Origin of the sequence: Streptococcus mitis (assembly GCF_026782895.1) — a bacterium.
Taxonomy (GTDB): Bacteria; Bacillota; Bacilli; order Lactobacillales; family Streptococcaceae; genus Streptococcus; species Streptococcus mitis_CB.
Genome location: NZ_JAKUXJ010000002.1, coordinates 157,774 through 173,608 on the forward strand (window position 1 = coordinate 157,774; position 15,835 = coordinate 173,608).

16 protein-coding genes and 1 riboswitch are annotated in these 15,835 nt (G+C 40.7%); all 16 genes read left to right on the forward strand.

The window, feature by feature from the left end:
* The first annotated feature begins 22 nt into the window (after positions 1 to 22).
* Positions 23 to 173: riboswitch (M-box (ykoK) riboswitch) on the forward strand.
* Positions 174 to 367: 194 nt separating this feature from the next.
* Positions 368 to 3,028 carry a magnesium-translocating P-type ATPase gene (gene mgtA / locus MK480_RS02535; RefSeq protein WP_268707157.1) on the forward strand — a complete coding sequence of 887 codons (2,661 nt, stop codon included), beginning with the start codon at positions 368 to 370 and terminating at the stop codon, positions 3,026 to 3,028.
* Between the two features lie 135 nt (positions 3,029 to 3,163).
* Positions 3,164 to 3,562, forward strand: a complete 399-nt coding sequence (gene spx, locus MK480_RS02540) for a transcriptional regulator Spx (protein WP_000591165.1) — start codon at positions 3,164 to 3,166, stop codon at positions 3,560 to 3,562.
* Between the two features lie 65 nt (positions 3,563 to 3,627).
* Positions 3,628 to 4,197, forward strand: a complete 570-nt coding sequence (locus tag MK480_RS02545; protein ID WP_268707158.1) for an SP0191 family lipoprotein — start codon at positions 3,628 to 3,630, stop codon at positions 4,195 to 4,197.
* Between the two features lie 86 nt (positions 4,198 to 4,283).
* Positions 4,284 to 4,550, forward strand: a complete 267-nt coding sequence (locus MK480_RS02550) for an IreB family regulatory phosphoprotein (protein WP_000507059.1) — start codon at positions 4,284 to 4,286, stop codon at positions 4,548 to 4,550.
* Positions 4,551 to 4,553: 3 nt separating this feature from the next.
* On the forward strand, positions 4,554 to 4,973 hold the full coding sequence (gene ruvX, locus MK480_RS02555; RefSeq protein WP_033628869.1) for a Holliday junction resolvase RuvX: 420 nt from the start codon (positions 4,554 to 4,556) through the stop codon (positions 4,971 to 4,973).
* A 15-nt stretch (positions 4,974 to 4,988) separates the two neighbouring features.
* Complete coding sequence (locus MK480_RS02560; RefSeq protein ID WP_000017620.1) at positions 4,989 to 5,294, forward strand: DUF1292 domain-containing protein; 306 nt, start codon at positions 4,989 to 4,991, stop codon at positions 5,292 to 5,294.
* A 257-nt stretch (positions 5,295 to 5,551) separates the two neighbouring features.
* The gene (locus MK480_RS02565; RefSeq protein WP_084923791.1) at positions 5,552 to 6,802 is read left to right on the forward strand and encodes a bifunctional folylpolyglutamate synthase/dihydrofolate synthase; all 1,251 of its coding nucleotides are present in this window, start codon (positions 5,552 to 5,554) and stop codon (positions 6,800 to 6,802) included.
* 84 nt (positions 6,803 to 6,886) lie between these two features.
* On the forward strand, positions 6,887 to 7,348 hold the full coding sequence (locus MK480_RS02570) for an SP_0198 family lipoprotein (protein WP_261050473.1): 462 nt from the start codon (positions 6,887 to 6,889) through the stop codon (positions 7,346 to 7,348).
* A gap of 254 nt (positions 7,349 to 7,602) precedes the next feature.
* Entirely contained in the window at positions 7,603 to 9,135 is a 1,533-nt protein-coding gene (cls, locus tag MK480_RS02575; RefSeq protein ID WP_125443302.1) for a cardiolipin synthase, read from the forward strand.
* A 254-nt stretch (positions 9,136 to 9,389) separates the two neighbouring features.
* Positions 9,390 to 10,943 carry a damage-inducible protein CinA gene (locus MK480_RS02580; protein WP_153208745.1) on the forward strand — a complete coding sequence of 518 codons (1,554 nt, stop codon included), beginning with the start codon at positions 9,390 to 9,392 and terminating at the stop codon, positions 10,941 to 10,943.
* Positions 10,944 to 11,062: 119 nt separating this feature from the next.
* Entirely contained in the window at positions 11,063 to 13,270 is a 2,208-nt protein-coding gene (gene nrdD, locus MK480_RS02585; protein ID WP_194251491.1) for an anaerobic ribonucleoside-triphosphate reductase, read from the forward strand.
* A gap of 11 nt (positions 13,271 to 13,281) precedes the next feature.
* Positions 13,282 to 13,422, forward strand: coding sequence for a hypothetical protein (locus MK480_RS02590; protein ID WP_000521618.1), 141 nt, complete (start codon positions 13,282 to 13,284; stop codon positions 13,420 to 13,422).
* A gap of 43 nt (positions 13,423 to 13,465) precedes the next feature.
* Positions 13,466 to 13,972, forward strand: coding sequence for a GNAT family N-acetyltransferase (locus tag MK480_RS02595; RefSeq protein ID WP_173876636.1), 507 nt, complete (start codon positions 13,466 to 13,468; stop codon positions 13,970 to 13,972).
* On the forward strand, positions 13,965 to 14,555 hold the full coding sequence (gene nrdG / locus MK480_RS02600) for an anaerobic ribonucleoside-triphosphate reductase activating protein (RefSeq protein ID WP_084926325.1): 591 nt from the start codon (positions 13,965 to 13,967) through the stop codon (positions 14,553 to 14,555). The genes MK480_RS02595 and nrdG overlap by 8 nt, the downstream gene beginning before the upstream one ends.
* Positions 14,556 to 14,809: 254 nt before the next feature.
* Positions 14,810 to 15,118: a 30S ribosomal protein S10 gene (gene rpsJ / locus MK480_RS02605; RefSeq protein ID WP_001284513.1), complete on the forward strand. Its 309-nt coding sequence runs from the start codon at positions 14,810 to 14,812 to the stop codon at positions 15,116 to 15,118.
* Between the two features lie 82 nt (positions 15,119 to 15,200).
* Positions 15,201 to 15,827 carry a 50S ribosomal protein L3 gene (rplC, locus tag MK480_RS02610; protein WP_000160200.1) on the forward strand — a complete coding sequence of 209 codons (627 nt, stop codon included), beginning with the start codon at positions 15,201 to 15,203 and terminating at the stop codon, positions 15,825 to 15,827.
* Positions 15,828 to 15,835 lie beyond the last annotated feature (8 nt).

A 15,835-nucleotide genomic window follows, 5' to 3' on the forward strand; every position in this document is an offset into this window, starting at 1 on the left:
TAAAGGTTTATACTGAAAGACGAAAACGGTAGGTGAGGCTACCATAGGGATACGGATGACTACCGCAAAGCAGTGGAGACACTACTCGTTGGTCAACAGTCCTGGTCGCGAAGGCCAAGACTAAGCTCATTACATTGCCCTATGGAGTTAAAGCTTGAACGAAAAACAGATAATTAGTTTTTTAATCCTGCCATTTTATGGTGGGATTTTCTACTGTTTAAATCAAAGAAAGGAGATAGACGATGCAAATTGACGATCACCCGGAACCGCACATACACAGCCAATCGCTGATTTGTGTCGTTCTACCCTTATAAAGTGATTGGTCTCTGTGTATGAAACACATCATTCATACAGATAGGAGAAACCAATGAAAACTACAAAAGAAAGATTAGCAATAGCTATTCATACATCTTTAAACGAAACTCTATCTTTTTATAAGACAAGTCTAACAGGATTGACTGAGGAGCAGGTGGAGAAAAATCGTGACCTATATGGCGAAAATACCATCACAAAGGGTCAAGAAGACAGTATCCTCAAAAAGATTTACGAATCCATTATCAATCCTTTTACGATCATCTTACTGGTCATCGCCGTGATTTCCTTGGTGACCAATGTCTGGTTGGCAAAACCAGGTCAAGAGGATCCGACGACTTCTATTATCATCGTTGTCCTAGTCCTCATTTCTGGTGGCATACGCTTTGTCCAAGAACTCCGTAGTGATAAGGCTGCGACCAATCTATCAAAAATGATTGTCAACACAGCGACTGTCATTCGTCAAGGAGAAATCCAAGAAGTACCTATCGATGATTTGGTAGTGGGTGACGTGGTTAAATTAAGCGCTGGAGACATGATTCCAGCAGATCTTCTTTTATTTGAGTCGCGCGATTTCTTTGTCCAACAGTCGGGCTTGACAGGCGAAAGTGATTCTGTTGAAAAATTGGCCTTGACCAAGGCAACAGTTCAACAATCTGATAGTCTGCTAGAAGCAGAAGCGCTCGCCTTTATGGGAACCAATGTCTTATCTGGTAGTGCCAAGGCCGTGGTTTTAGCAGTTGGTGATGATACCATGATGGGGGCCATTGAGCAGACTTTGAACACCTATGATGAGCCTACTTCGTTTGAACGGGAGATGAATAGTATTTCGTGGCTCTTGATTCGTTTGATGCTGGTCATGGTGCCCATCGTTTTCTTGTCCAATGGTTTAACAGATGGTGACTGGCTGGAAGCTGGCGTATTTGCTTTGAGTGTTGGTGTTGGATTGACACCTGAGATGCTTCCTATGATTATCACGGCCAGTCTAGCAAAAGGCTCCATCATTATGGCCAAGGAAAAAGTGGTTATCAAGAAACTCAATGCCATACAGGACTTAGGGGCGATTGATATTTTGTGTACAGATAAGACAGGAACTCTAACCCAAGACGAAATTGTCCTTGAATATCCCTTGGACATCCACGGACGCTTGGATTTGACCGTCTTGAGACGAGCTTATCTCAATTCTTATTTTCAAACGGGCTTGAAAAATTTGATGGACAGAGCCATCATCAAACGGACTGAAAAGGAAGCAAAAGAACACGCCCTCTTGCAAAATCTGGCTCAAACTTTTCAAAAAATAGATGAGCTTCCCTTTGATTTTGAACGTAGACGGATGAGTGTTATCGTTAAGGATGAACACGAAGTTGTTAGTTTGGTAACCAAGGGTGCCCTAGAGGAGATGTTGACGATTTCCAGTTATGCGGAATACCAAGGAGTGATTACTCCCTTGACAGATGTTATTAGAGAAGAAATTTTAGCAGAAGTCAGACAACTCAATCAACAAGGTTTGCGTGTCTTGGGAGTGGCCTATAAGTCAGGTTTGAGGGAAGGCCATGCCTATACAGTTGATGACGAAGGGGATATGATTCTAACTGGTTATTTAGCCTTCCTAGATCCTCCTAAACCATCTGCAGCACCAGCAATTAAGGCTCTGTTAGAACATGGGGTTCAAACAAAGATTTTGACGGGAGACAACGAAAAAGTTACCCAAGCAGTCTGTGAAAAGGTTGGTTTGGATATCAATCAGATGCTGTTAGGGTCTGAAATTGACCAGATGAGTGATCAAGAATTGGCTCAAGCCGTAGAGGAGGTAACAGTCTTTGCCAAGCTTTCACCTGACCAAAAAGCGAGGATTATTTTGCAATTTAAGGCTAATGGTCATGCTGTTGGCTATATGGGAGATGGGATCAATGATGCTCCTTCTATGAAAGTTGCAGATGTGGGGATTTCTGTTGATACAGCAGTAGATATTGCCAAAGAAACAGCTGATGTTATCCTACTTGATAAGGATCTCATGGTACTTGAAAAAGGACTTGTTGAAGGGCGTAAGGTCTATGCCAATATGACCAAATATATCAAAATGACAGTGAGTTCTAATTTTGGGAATATCTTATCCCTTTTGGTTTCTGGAATCTTTTTACCATTTTTACCGATGGCTCCAGTCCATTTGATTATCCTAAATCTAGTCTATGATTTGTCTTGTATTGCCTTGCCTTTTGACAAGGTGGATAAAGATTTTTTGAGAAATCCGCATATATGGGAAGCTAAGTCCATCACACGTTTCATGGTTTGGATGGGGCCTATCTCTTCTGCCTTTGACATTTTGACCTTTATTTTGCTCTATTTTATCATTGTACCCATGACGACAGATCAAGCCTATGTCCATGGAGCGGAGTCTGCTGTAGGATTTATTGTCTTGTTTCAGACAGGTTGGTTTATCGAGTCCATGTGGTCACAGACCATGGTTATCCATATGCTGCGTTCAGCCAAAATTCCCTTTTTACAAAGTCGTCCAGCTTGGCTAGTCCTTGTGACAACCCTATTGGCTGCAGCCTTTGTGACCTTCCTTCCCTACAGTCCACTAGCTAGCCTTCTCCATCTAACTCCTTTAAAATCGATTTATTTCATCTTTTTACTTTTCATCATTATTTTGTATATGATTAGTGTGACAATTGTGAAAAAAATCTATATCAAGAAATATCAAGAATGGCTGTAAATTTCATTTTGTCAAGAAAAAAGTACGAAAATGACGAAAAAAGTCAAAAAAATTTAAAAATAGGTCGCAAGTCGGATGTTTTTTATGGTATAATAGACTAAACTGATAGTAACATGTAGCGAAAGGGGTAGGTACATGATTAAAATTTATACAGTCTCAAGTTGTACTAGCTGTAAAAAAGCAAAAACCTGGCTCAATGCCCACCAGTTAAGTTATAAAGAACAAAACCTTGGTAAAGAAGGAATTACGCGAGAAGAATTACTGGATATTCTGACCAAAACAGATAACGGAATAGCCAGCATCGTTTCATCTAAAAATCGCTATGCCAAAGCCCTTGGAGTGGATATTGAAGATTTGAGCGTCAATGAAGTCCTCAATCTGATTATGGAAACGCCGAGAATTTTAAAGAGCCCAATCCTTGTGGATGAAAAACGCCTGCAAGTTGGCTATAAGGAAGATGATATTCGTGCCTTCCTACCACGCTCTGTCCGTAATGTAGAAAATGCAGAAGCACGTTTGCGTGCAGCTTTATAAACATCAAGGCTGGGAGCAATTCCCAGTCTTATTCTATTTTAATTTCAAAAAGAAAGAAGAGAGAAATGAAAAGAATTGTTCTTGTTAGCCTAGCTTTCCTTTTTGTCCTGGTTGGTTGCGGACAGAAAAAAGAAACTGGAACAGCTACAAAAACAGAAAAGGATACGCTTCAGTCGGCATTGCCAGTTATTGAAAATGCTGAGAAGAATACAGTTGTAACCAAGACTTTGGTTTTGCCCAAGTCAGATGATGGCAGCCAGCAAACCCAAACCATTACTTATAAAGACAAGACTTTTTTGAACCTAACCATCCAACAAAAGCGTCCAGTCTCAGATGAGTTGAAGACCTATATCGACCAACATGGAGTGGAAGAAACTCAAAAAGCTCTTCTTGAAGCGGAGGAGAAGGATGAGGCTATCATAGAAGCTCGTAAATTAGCAGGATTTAAGCTTGAAACTAAACTATTGAGTGCAACAGAACTTCAAACAACGACTAGTTTTGATTTTCAAGTTTTGGATGTCAAGAAGGCTTCTCAGTTAGAATATTTGAAGAACATTGGTTTAGAAAATCTTTTGAAAAATGAACCGAGTCAATATGTAGCAGACAGATTGGCAAATGGCGCGACAGAACAATAGAAAATCCAAATAAATAGACTGCCTGAATTGTAGAACGTAAGGAATTATGCTATAATGGTACTATTCTAAGGAAAGAGGGTGTTAGAATGGGATTTACTGAAGAAACAGTACGTTTTAAATTGGACGATTCCAATAAAAAAGAAATTAGCGAAACTCTGACTGATGTTTATGCTTCGTTGAACGATAAGGGCTACAACCCGATTAACCAAATCGTAGGTTACGTATTGAGTGGAGACCCTGCCTACGTTCCTCGTTATAATAATGCACGAAATCAAATCCGTAAGTATGAGCGCGATGAAATCGTTGAAGAATTGGTCCGCTACTACCTTAAAGGACAAGGAGTCGATCTATAACCTATGAGAATTATGGGATTGGACGTCGGTTCAAAAACGGTAGGGGTGGCTATTAGCGATCCGCTTGGTTTTACAGCTCAAGGACTTGAAATCATCCAAATCAACGAGGAGCAAGGCCAATTTGGTTTTGACCGCGTTAAAGAGTTGGTTGATACTTACAAGGTGGAACGATTTGTAGTGGGCTTACCTAAAAATATGAACAATACAAGCGGACCGCGCGTGGAAGCTAGTCAGGCATACGGAGCAAAGTTAGAAGAGCTTTTTGATTTACCAGTAGACTATCAAGATGAACGCTTGACAACAGTTGCCGCAGAGCGCATGTTAATTGAGCAAGCAGATATTAGCCGTAACAAGCGCAAGAAAGTCATTGATAAGTTAGCAGCTCAGCTGATTTTACAAAATTATTTAGATAGAAAATTTTAATACAAAGGAGAGGCTATGTCACACGATCATAACCACGACCACGAAGAACGTGAATTAATCACACTAGTAGATGAGCAAGGAAACGAAACCTTGTTTGAAATCCTTTTGACGATTGATGGAAAAGAAGAATTTGGTAAAAACTATGTTCTTCTAGTACCAGTTAACGCAGAAGAAGACGAAGACGGACAAGTTGAAATCCAAGCTTACTCATTCATCGAAAACGAAGATGGAACAGAAGGCGAATTGCAACCAATCCCAGAAGACTCGGAAGACGAATGGAACATGATTGAAGAAGTCTTCAACAGCTTTATGGAGGAGTAAACACGTCCAGTGGACGTGTTTAGCCCTGCGCTAGAAATTAGAAACGCAGGCACATCCAGTGGATGTTTTTAGCCCAGCTCTTTGTAACAAGAGAGAGCTGGTAAGTCCGGGGGATGTTTTTACCCCAAGTTAATATTCATAGTAGCTAGTTATTAGCTAACCAGGTGAGAGGTCGGGACGAAAATCCTGGCCTCGTTTTTGTTAGTTATGAGACTTTATTGAGGCAGTTGATTGAACCTGTAATTAAGGAGAGGTATATGTTTGAAGTAGAAGAATGGCTTCATAGTCGGATTGGTTTGAATTTTCGATCAGGTTTGGGCCGAATGCAAGAAGCGGTGGATTTGTTAGGAAATCCTGAGAAGTCTTATCCTATTATCCATGTGACAGGGACTAATGGGAAAGGTTCTACCATTGCTTTTATGAGGGGAATATTTATGGGGCATGGAAAGAAAGTTGCGACCTTTACCTCCCCTCATATTGTCTCCGTCAATGACCGAATCTGCATTAATGGACAACCTATAGCAGACGCAGACTTTATCCGTTTAGCTGAGCAGGTCAAGGAGATGGAAAAGACGCTTCTGCAGACTCATGACCAGTTGTTCTTTTTTGAATTGCTGACCTTGATTGCTTTCCTCTATTTTAGGGAGCAAGAGGTGGATTTGGTTTTACTAGAAGTGGGAATTGGTGGCTTACTTGACACGACCAATGTGGTAACTGGAGAGCTTGCTGTCATCACCTCCATTGGGCTTGACCACCAGGAGACCTTGGGCGATAGTCTAGAAGCAATCGCAGAGCAGAAAGCTGGTATTTTCAAGACTGGTAAGAAGGCAGTGATTGCAAAATTGCCTTCAGAAGCTAGTCTTGTTTGTCAGAAAAAAGCCGAATCTTTAGCTGTTGACCTTTATCAGGCAGGCCAAGATTTTTCAATGCTGAATGGCGATTTTTCAAGTTCTTTACTAAATATTTCGCGGCTGAAAATAGGTTTAGAAGGAGCTTATCAGCAGGAGAATGCGGCCTTGGCGTTGCAAACTTTTCTTCTTTTTATGGGAGAAAGAAAGGAAGTTGTTGATGAGCAGGCTGTAAGACGAGCTTTGGAGAAGACCCATTGGGCTGGACGTTTGGAGCGTATTCGTTCTCATATCTACTTGGACGGTGCCCATAATCTCCCTGCCTTGACTCGCTTGGTTGAGTTTATCAAAGAAAAAGAGCAGGAAGGATATCGTCCTCAAATCCTATTTGGAGCCTTGAAACGGAAGGATTATCAAGGGATGTTGGCTTATCTAACTGAAAATTTGCCTCAGGTGGAACTCAAGGTGACCGGCTTTGACTATCAGGGTTCTTTAGATGAGACAGATATAACAGGTTACGATGTAATTCCTTCTTATCGCGAATTTATCAGCAGTTTCGAAGAAAGAGCCGATACCCAGGATTTGTTGTTTGTTACAGGATCTCTCTATTTTATCTCAGAAGTACGGAGCCACCTACTGACCCATGAGCAGATAAATTGACCTCCTTTTTTGAACTTGTTATACTAGGGGAACTATCAGTTAGAAGAAACATTCTCTACATTGGTAGCAGAAAGGAAATTCATCATGAAATTAAAAAGATTCACACTTTCTCTTGCTTCTTTAGCAAGTCTTAGTCTCTTAGTAGCTTGTTCACAAAGAGCGCAACAGGTTCAACAACCAGCGGATCAACCGCAAACACAACAAACTCAACAATCACAAGCTGCTTCATCTTCTACAGAAAATACAAACCAGGCAGCAACAAGTTCTTCACAAAATACGCCTGAGGCTCAACCAACTAATATTGATGGAACTTATACTGGTCAGGACGAAGGAGACCGTATCACTTTAGTGGTAACTGGAACAACTGGCACCTGGACACAGGTAGAAACTGATGGGGAACAAGAAATCAAGCAGGTTAGCTTCGACGCTGCTAATCAACGCATGATTATTGGTGATGATGCCAAGATTTATGCAATCAATGGAAATCAGATGATTATCGACGATATGGATAGAGACGCGTCTGATCGCATTGTTTTATCAAAATAAACTAGAAGGAGACTGGTTTTGTCAGTCTCTTTTGCTTTTACTCAGAAAAATGATTATAAATACTTGCCTTCTACCGAATACCTGCGTTATACTAGTATTAATTACCTGTTTTTAGCATTCATACTCTTCGAAAATCTCTTCAAACCACGTCAGCTTCCATCTGCAACCTCAAAACAGTGTTTTGAGCAACCTGCGACTAGCTTCCTAGTTTGCTCTTTGCTTTTCATTGAGTATCACAATATCAAGGAGGGGATATGAAATATAGAAAATTTCAATTATTGATGTCCAAGTATGGCTTTAGTCTTTCGATTATGCTGCTTGAACTGTGTCTTGTTTTTGGTCTCTTTCTTTATTTAGGGCGTATGGCCCCTATTCTTTGGGTTATTCTCTTAATATTTATGAGTATGGCGACTATCGTAGCGATTGTCAATCGTTCCATGGCGCCTGAAAGCAAAGTGATGTGGTTAGTGGTAACTTTTGTTCCTGTTATTGGTCCTTTGCTCTATCTGATGTTTGGTGAAAGACGATTGTCCAAAAAAGAAATCAAGCAGTTGGACAAACTTGGTTCCATGCATTTTCGGGAGGATAACAGTAAAGCTCTCCGCCAGAAATTGAAGGAAGAGGATAAGGCGGCTTACGGAGTTATCAAATCTTTGCTAAGTATGGATAGCAATGCCGATGTCTATGATCGAACAGATTCACAATTCTTTTCTTCGGGTGAAAGCATGTGGCAACATATGTTGGAAGACCTCAAGAAAGCTGAGAAATTTATCTTTCTAGAGTACTATATTGTCGAAGAAGGTCTGATGTGGAATAGCATACTAGATATACTAGAGCAAAAGGCAGCTCAGGGTGTAGAGGTCAAGATGCTCTATGATGATATCGGCTGTATGGCGACTTTACCTGGAGACTATACTGTTCAGCTTCGTAGTCGAGGAATTGAAGCTCATAAGTTTAACAAGGTGATTCCTCGTTTGACGGTAGCTTATAATAATCGAGACCATCGTAAAATCCTTGTTATAGATGGTCAGGTAGCCTATACAGGAGGTATTAACTTAGCTGATGAGTACATCAACCATGTAGAACGCTTTGGCTATTGGAAGGACAGTGGGATTCGCTTAGATGGTCCTGGTGTCAAGGCTCTAACTCGTCTCTTTTTGATGACTTGGTACATCAATCGTGGGGAAATCAGCGATTTTGACCAGTATCACTTGGAAAATCAGCCTTGTTCTGGCCAAGGGCTCTGCATTCCTTACGGTAGTGGACCCAAGCCCATCTTCCGTACTCAAGTAGGGAAAAAAGTCTATCAAAGTTTGATTAATCAGGCTACTGATTCAGTCTATATCACGACACCCTATTTGATTATTGACTATGATTTAACAGAGAGTATTAAAAATGCGGCCATGAGGGGTGTTGATGTCCGCATTGTGACCCCTTTCATTCCGGATAAAAAATTAATCCAACTCATCACGAGAGGGGCCTATCCGGATTTGTTGTCAGCAGGAGTCAGGATTTTTGAGTATAGTCCTGGCTTCATCCATAGTAAACAAATCCTAGTGGACAAGGACTTTGCTGCAGTTGGAACGATTAATTTAGATTATAGAAGTTTGCTTCATCACTATGAAGATGCAGTTTTGCTATATAAAACGGCATCAATCACAGAGATTCAAAAAGATTTTCAAGAGATTTTTTCAGCATCGCAAGAAATTTTCCCTCATACGATAAAAAATAGCTGGTATCAGAAATTGATTAAGGAAATTGCCCAGTTATTTGCCCCAATCTTATAAGAAATCTAGGACTTAGGACACAAACCAGTCCTATTTTTCTTGCCTTTTACGAATAAGAAGATGTAGGAGGAAAGATGCTGACTCAGAAAGAATTGGATTATATCATAACATTTAAACAGACGAATTTACATCGATTTCGGGAAATTGAAACCTTTGTGAAACTAAGCAAAAAATCACTCAAACAGCCATCGCAAGCTGACAATTTTAGGTCTTTTTGATATACTAAGACAGATAAATTGAATAGGAGAAACGACATGGCTGTATATGGCAGAATCGAAGAAGTATCCGAAACGATACAGAGTAATGAAATTGAAAATAGATTGGATAGGAACCTTGAATCTCATGTAGAAAAAGAAGAACAGGTAGCTTTCCCGTTTTTCAGACTCATCATTGGAAGTACGATTGCAACGTTTTTTTCTGTGGTGATACCTTTACTTTTAGATATGGTAAGTCCCTCTCAGGCGCAGGATTTGTATATAGGGTGGGCTTTACATCAGGGAGGACAGATCTACAGTAGCTATTATGCTAGTCACGGTCTTATTTATTACTTGCTACTTTATATTACCCAAGGAGGCATTCTTTTTGCCTTGGTAGAATGGCTAGCCCTCTTAGGAGGAGGTTACTTCCTCTTTTCTTCAACTGACTATCTGACGGGACAAAAGGAACAAGCCAAGCAACTCCTAACCATATTTTATATTTTGGTATCTGGTCTCGGTTTTGGAGGAGGATATGCAACGATTTTAGCTTTGCCATTTCTGTTTGCAGGATTTTCGTTCATAGCAGCTTATCTATCAAATCCTAACCATGACAAGGGATTTCTACGTCTGGGGTTCTTTTTGGGTCTATCATTTTTCATAGAGCCTATTACAAGTCTTCTCTTTACTGCAGTAGTAACGATTGGTTTATTTGTCTTTAATGTTGGGCATGGTCGCCTTGCTCATGGAGTTTATCAGTTTTTTGCAGCAGCACTTGGCTTTTCTCTCATCTTTTACCCAGTAGGATACTATGTTCTTGCTTCAGGTGGTTTTGGAGAAGCTATAGGGAGTCTTTTGTATCCGATTGATTCCCTTCAGGTCTTTACCAATCCCCAACTAATGGATAATGTTGTATTCTATGGTTTGTTGACCTTTGGTTTAGGAGCTCTCTTCCTTATTTTTCTAGGATTGTTCCAATCAAAGGCATCAAGATTATATGTTATTTCAGTACCAGCTAGTTTTGCTTTCTTATTTGTATTAGTCTTGTTGCTTTTTTCTCAAGAACCTCTTCACGGTTCTCGTTTGATTCTAATCCTTCCGTCTTTACTCCTTCTTTTGATGACCAGTATTCGTGGGAAACATTCAGCTAGAGGAGCTCGTCGTCGGAGAAGAGAAGATGTTCCTACTTTATGGAAAAAATTCATGAAAGGGAATCTCTACTTACCGATCCTAGTGGTGGTTTATCTGATTGCAATTCCTTTTGTAGCTCGTTTTGTCTTGCATCCAGCTTCTTATAGAGAACAACATCAAGTAGTAGACAGAGTCAAACAAGAGACGAGTGAGGGAGACCAAATTTATATTTGGGATTCACATGTTCAGATGTATAAAGAAAGCCAGCGTTTGGCTGGATCCATGTTCCTATCACCTCTTCTTTACACGAGTACAGAAGAGAATAAAACTAGTTTAATCAATGACTTGAAAGAAAACCAACCTAAGGTGATTGTGGTAAACGACAAGGTGGCAGTCTGGTCTGAAGTAGAAACAATCTTGAAAGAAAATTACCAACAAGTGAAGACTGATTACTCAGAATTTAAAGTCTATAAAATTAAATAACAAAATCAATATCTTGTGTATTTTTAAAAATTTTAGGATTTTTAACACAAGATATTGATTTTTCTTTTTAGAGTGGTATAATACTTTTTAGAAAGAACATTTTAGAAACGAGCATGTATATGATTGCACTAGAAGAAAAAATTACAATTTTGCCAACTCTCTTCGTTGAAAAACGAGATGGGAGACGTGTTGTATTTGATGTGGATAAGATTGACAAGGCTCTCCACAAGGCGGCAGATAAGGTTATGGATGTGACACCCTTAGTCGAAAAACGCCTCAATGCTCTGACTGAGCGAATTGTCACAGAAATTCAAAGTCGCTTTCCGCAGGGAGTTAAGATTTATGAAATCCAAAATATTGTAGAGCATGAACTCCTTGAAGCCAAAGAATATGCGCTAGCTGAGGAGTATATCACTTATCGGACACAGAGGGATTTTGAGCGCTCAAAAGCGACAGATATTAACTTTAGTATCCATAAGCTTCTCAATAAAGATCAGGCAGTTGTCAATGAGAATGCTAATAAAGATAGTGATGTTTTTAATACCCAGCGTGATTTGACGGCGGGGATTGTTGGGAAATCAATCGGACTGCAAATGCTCCCTAAGCACGTAGCCAATGCCCACCAAAAGGGGGATATCCACTATCATGATTTGGATTATAGCCCCTACACCCCTATGACCAACTGCTGTTTGATTGATTTCAAGGGGATGTTGGAGAATGGTTTTAAGATTGGAAATGCGGAGGTGGAAAGTCCTAAGTCTATCCAGACTGCAACAGCTCAGATTTCCCAAATCATTGCCAACGTTGCTTCTAGCCAGTATGGAGGCTGTTCAGCTGACCGTATCGATGAGGTCTTGGCGCCTTATGCAGAGAAGAATTATCAAAAACACCTTAAGGATGCGGAAGAGTGGGTCTTACCTGACAAACGGGAAGATTACGCTTGGAAGAAAACACAAAAAGACATCTATGATGCCATGCAATCTCTCGAGTATGAAATTAATACTCTCTTCACTTCAAATGGACAAACACCTTTTACTTCGCTAGGTTTTGGTTTAGGAACTAGTCGTTTTGAACGAGAAATTCAAAAAGCTATTTTGACTATTCGTATCAAGGGTCTTGGTTCAGAACATCGTACGGCTATCTTCCCTAAACTGATTTTTACTCTGAAAAGAGGTCTTAACTTGGAAGAAGGGACTCCCAACTACGACATTAAGCAGTTGGCTCTTGAGTGTGCAACCAAGCGGATGTACCCAGACGTCTTGTCTTACGATAAGATTGTTGACTTGACAGGTTCTTTTAAGGTGCCTATGGGTTGCCGTTCCTTTCTCCAAGGGTGGAAGGATGAGAATGGTGTAGAAGTCAATTCAGGCCGTATGAATCTGGGTGTTGTGACAGTTAACCTGCCTCGTATTGCTCTTGAGTCTGAGGGCGACATGAATAAGTTCTGGGAAATCTTCAACGAGCGTATGAATATCGCAGAAGATGCTCTGGTTTACCGTGTCGAACGCACTAAAGAAGCGACGCCAGCGAATGCTCCTATCCTTTATCAGTACGGTGCTTTTGGCCATCGTCTAGGTAAAGAAGAAAGTGTTGACCAGCTCTTTAAGAATCGTCGGGCAACTGTTTCGCTGGGTTACATCGGTTTGTACGAAGTGGCTACTGTCTTCTTTGGAAATAGCTGGGAACACAATACAGAAGCCAAGGAATTCACTCTGGACATCATTCGTGATATGAAACGCCGTGTAGAAGAGTGGTCTGACCAATATGGCTATCATTTCTCTATCTACTCAACACCATCTGAAAGTTTGACAGACCGTTTCTGTCGACTAGATACAGAGAAGTTTGGTTCTATTCCTGATATTACAGACAAGGAATACTACACCAACTCTTTCCACTACGATGTTCGTAAAAATCCAACACCGTTTGAAAAACTGGATTTTGAAAAAATCTATCCAGAAGCAGGTGCGTCGGGTGGTTTCATCCATTATTGTGAGTATCCAGTTCTCCAGCAAAATCCAAAGGCCTTGGAAGCTGTCTGGGACTATGCCTATGACCGTGTCGGCTATCTAGGGACCAATACACCAATTGACCGTTGCTACAAGTGTGATTTTGAAGGGGATTTTGAACCAACTGAGAGGGGCTTTGCTTGTCCTAACTGTGGCAATAGCGACCCTAAAACAGTAGACGTTGTTAAACGGACTTGTGGCTATTTAGGCAATCCTCAAGCGAGACCTATGGTCAATGGACGTCACAAGGAAATCGCAGCGCGTGTCAAACACATGAATGGCTCAACGATTAAAATAGCTGGTCATCAAGTAACCAATTAGAAAGAAATGAGATGGGAAAATATCAATTAGACGATAAGGGGCGCGCACAAGTGACCCGTTATCACGAGAAACACTCTAAAGGTGGAGCTGGTAAGAAAGAACGTTTGCTCAACCTCAGAGAACAATTTTTAAACAAGAACAAGAAAAAATAAAAGTGAGAGTCAACTCTCGCTTTTCTCTTAGTGGGAGGTAAGGATGGAACTACGCAGACCAAGATTAGCAGATAAAGAAACAGTTTTAGAGATGATGGCAGAGTTTGAAAAGAGCCAATCAGCCCATGACGGAGGATTTTGGGATACAGAGAACTTTGTGTATGAAGAGTGGTTGGAAAGCAATCAGAATCAGGAAATGGGAATTAAGCTGCCTGAAGGGTGGGTTCCCGCAATTCAGTTAGTAGCTTTTTCTGTGAAAGATAGAGCAATTGGATTTCTTAATCTCCGGTTGCGCCTCAGTAACTTTCTACTAGAAGAAGGTGGCCACATTGGCTACTCCATTCGTCCATCAGAAAGAGGCAAGGGTTATGCTAAGGAAACTCTCCGTCAGGGCTTGCAAGTTGCTAAGGAAAAGAATATCAAGAGAACTCTTGTGACCTGTAGCGTAAATAATCCTGCTAGCAGAGCAGTCATTTTAGCAAATGGTGGGCTCCTTGAGGATGTTCGTAATGGTGTGGAGCGTTATTGGATAGAGGTAGTGAATGAATAATCCTAAACCACAAGAATGGAAAAGCGAAGAACTCAGTCAAGGGCGGATTATTGATTACAAGGCCTTTAACTTTGTAGATGGAGAGGGTGTGCGTAACTCTCTCTATGTATCAGGCTGCATGTTTCACTGCGAGGGATGTTATAATGTAGCGACTTGGTCTTTCAAGGCAGGAATTCCCTATACAGCAGAATTAGAAGAACAGATTATGGCAGATCTTGCTCAACCCTATGTTCAAGGCTTGACTTTGCTGGGAGGGGAGCCTTTTCTCAATACTGGGATTCTTTTGCCACTCGTTAAGCGGATTCGGAAGGAATTGCCAGATAAGGATATCTGGTCCTGGACGGGCTATACATGGGAAGAAATGATGTTGGAAACTCCAGATAAACTGGAACTATTGTCGCTAATTGACATCCTTGTCGATGGACGGTATGACCGAACTAAGAGAAATCTCATGCTCCAGTTTCGAGGTTCGTCCAACCAACGAATTATCGATGTGCAAAAATCTCTCAAAAGTGGGCAGGTAGTGATTTGGGATAAGCTTAATGACGGAAAAGAAAGCTATGAACAGGTGAAGAGAGAGTAACTTTCTTCTATAAAGAATAGTTAAATAAATGACCTATAAAAAAGAAAACAGTTTCATTGTAAAAAAACGAAAAAACAGCAACAAATCCCTTGCAATCGCAGGGGCTTTGTGTTATTCTATTATGGTGCTGTAAATTACAGCCTTAGCTTTGATGCAAGAGGTTGCGACACGCTCGGTTGCATTGCCACGCAACACCGCGTCGGTTTTCTTGTGGAGCTAGCCTATTATCTTAAATAGACGAAAAGGAGAAAAAGATGGCAAACAAAAAAATCCGTATCCGTTTGAAAGCTTACGAACACCGTACGCTTGACACAGCGGCTGCAAAAATCGTAGAATCAGCTACTCGTACAGGTGCACAAGTTGCGGGTCCAATCCCACTTCCAACTGAACGTAGCCTCTACACAATCATTCGTGCGACTCACAAATATAAAGACTCTCGCGAACAATTTGAAATGCGTACACACAAACGTTTGATCGATATCGTTAACCCAACTCAAAAAACAGTTGATGCTTTGATGAAATTGGATCTTCCAAGTGGTGTAAACGTAGAAATCAAACTTTAATCTAAAGCTTGATACCTTGAGCATAAAAAACGCTCGTTAAAAACTTTTTGAATAAAAAATATAGAAAAGGAACTATTTTCTCATGACAAAAGGAATCTTAGGGAAAAAAGTGGGAATGACTCAAATCTTCACTGAAGCTGGCGAATTGATCCCTGTAACAGTTATTGAAGCAACTCCAAACGTTGTTCTTCAAGTTAAAACTGTTGAAACAGACGGATACAACGCTATCCAAGTTGGTTTCGATGACAAACGCGAAGTATTGAGCAACAAACCTGCTAAAGGACATGTAGCGAAAGCTAACACGGCTCCTAAGCGCTTCATTCGTGAATTCAAAAACGTTGAAGGCTTGGAAGTTGGTACTGAAATTACAGTTGAAACATTCGCAGCTGGAGACGTTGTTGACGTAACTGGTACTTCTAAAGGTAAAGGTTTCCAAGGTGTTATCAAGCGCCACGGACAATCACGTGGACCAATGGCTCACGGTTCTCGTTACCACCGTCGTCCAGGTTCAATGGGACCTGTTGCACCTAACCGCGTATTCAAAGGTAAAAACCTTGCAGGACGTATGGGTGGTGACCGCGTAACAATTCAAAACCTTGAAGTTGTACAAGTTGTTCCAGAAAAGAACGTTATCCTTATCAAAGGTAACGTACCAGGTGCTAAGAAATCTCTTATCACTATCAAGTCAGCAGTTAAAGCTGGTAAATAATAAGGAAA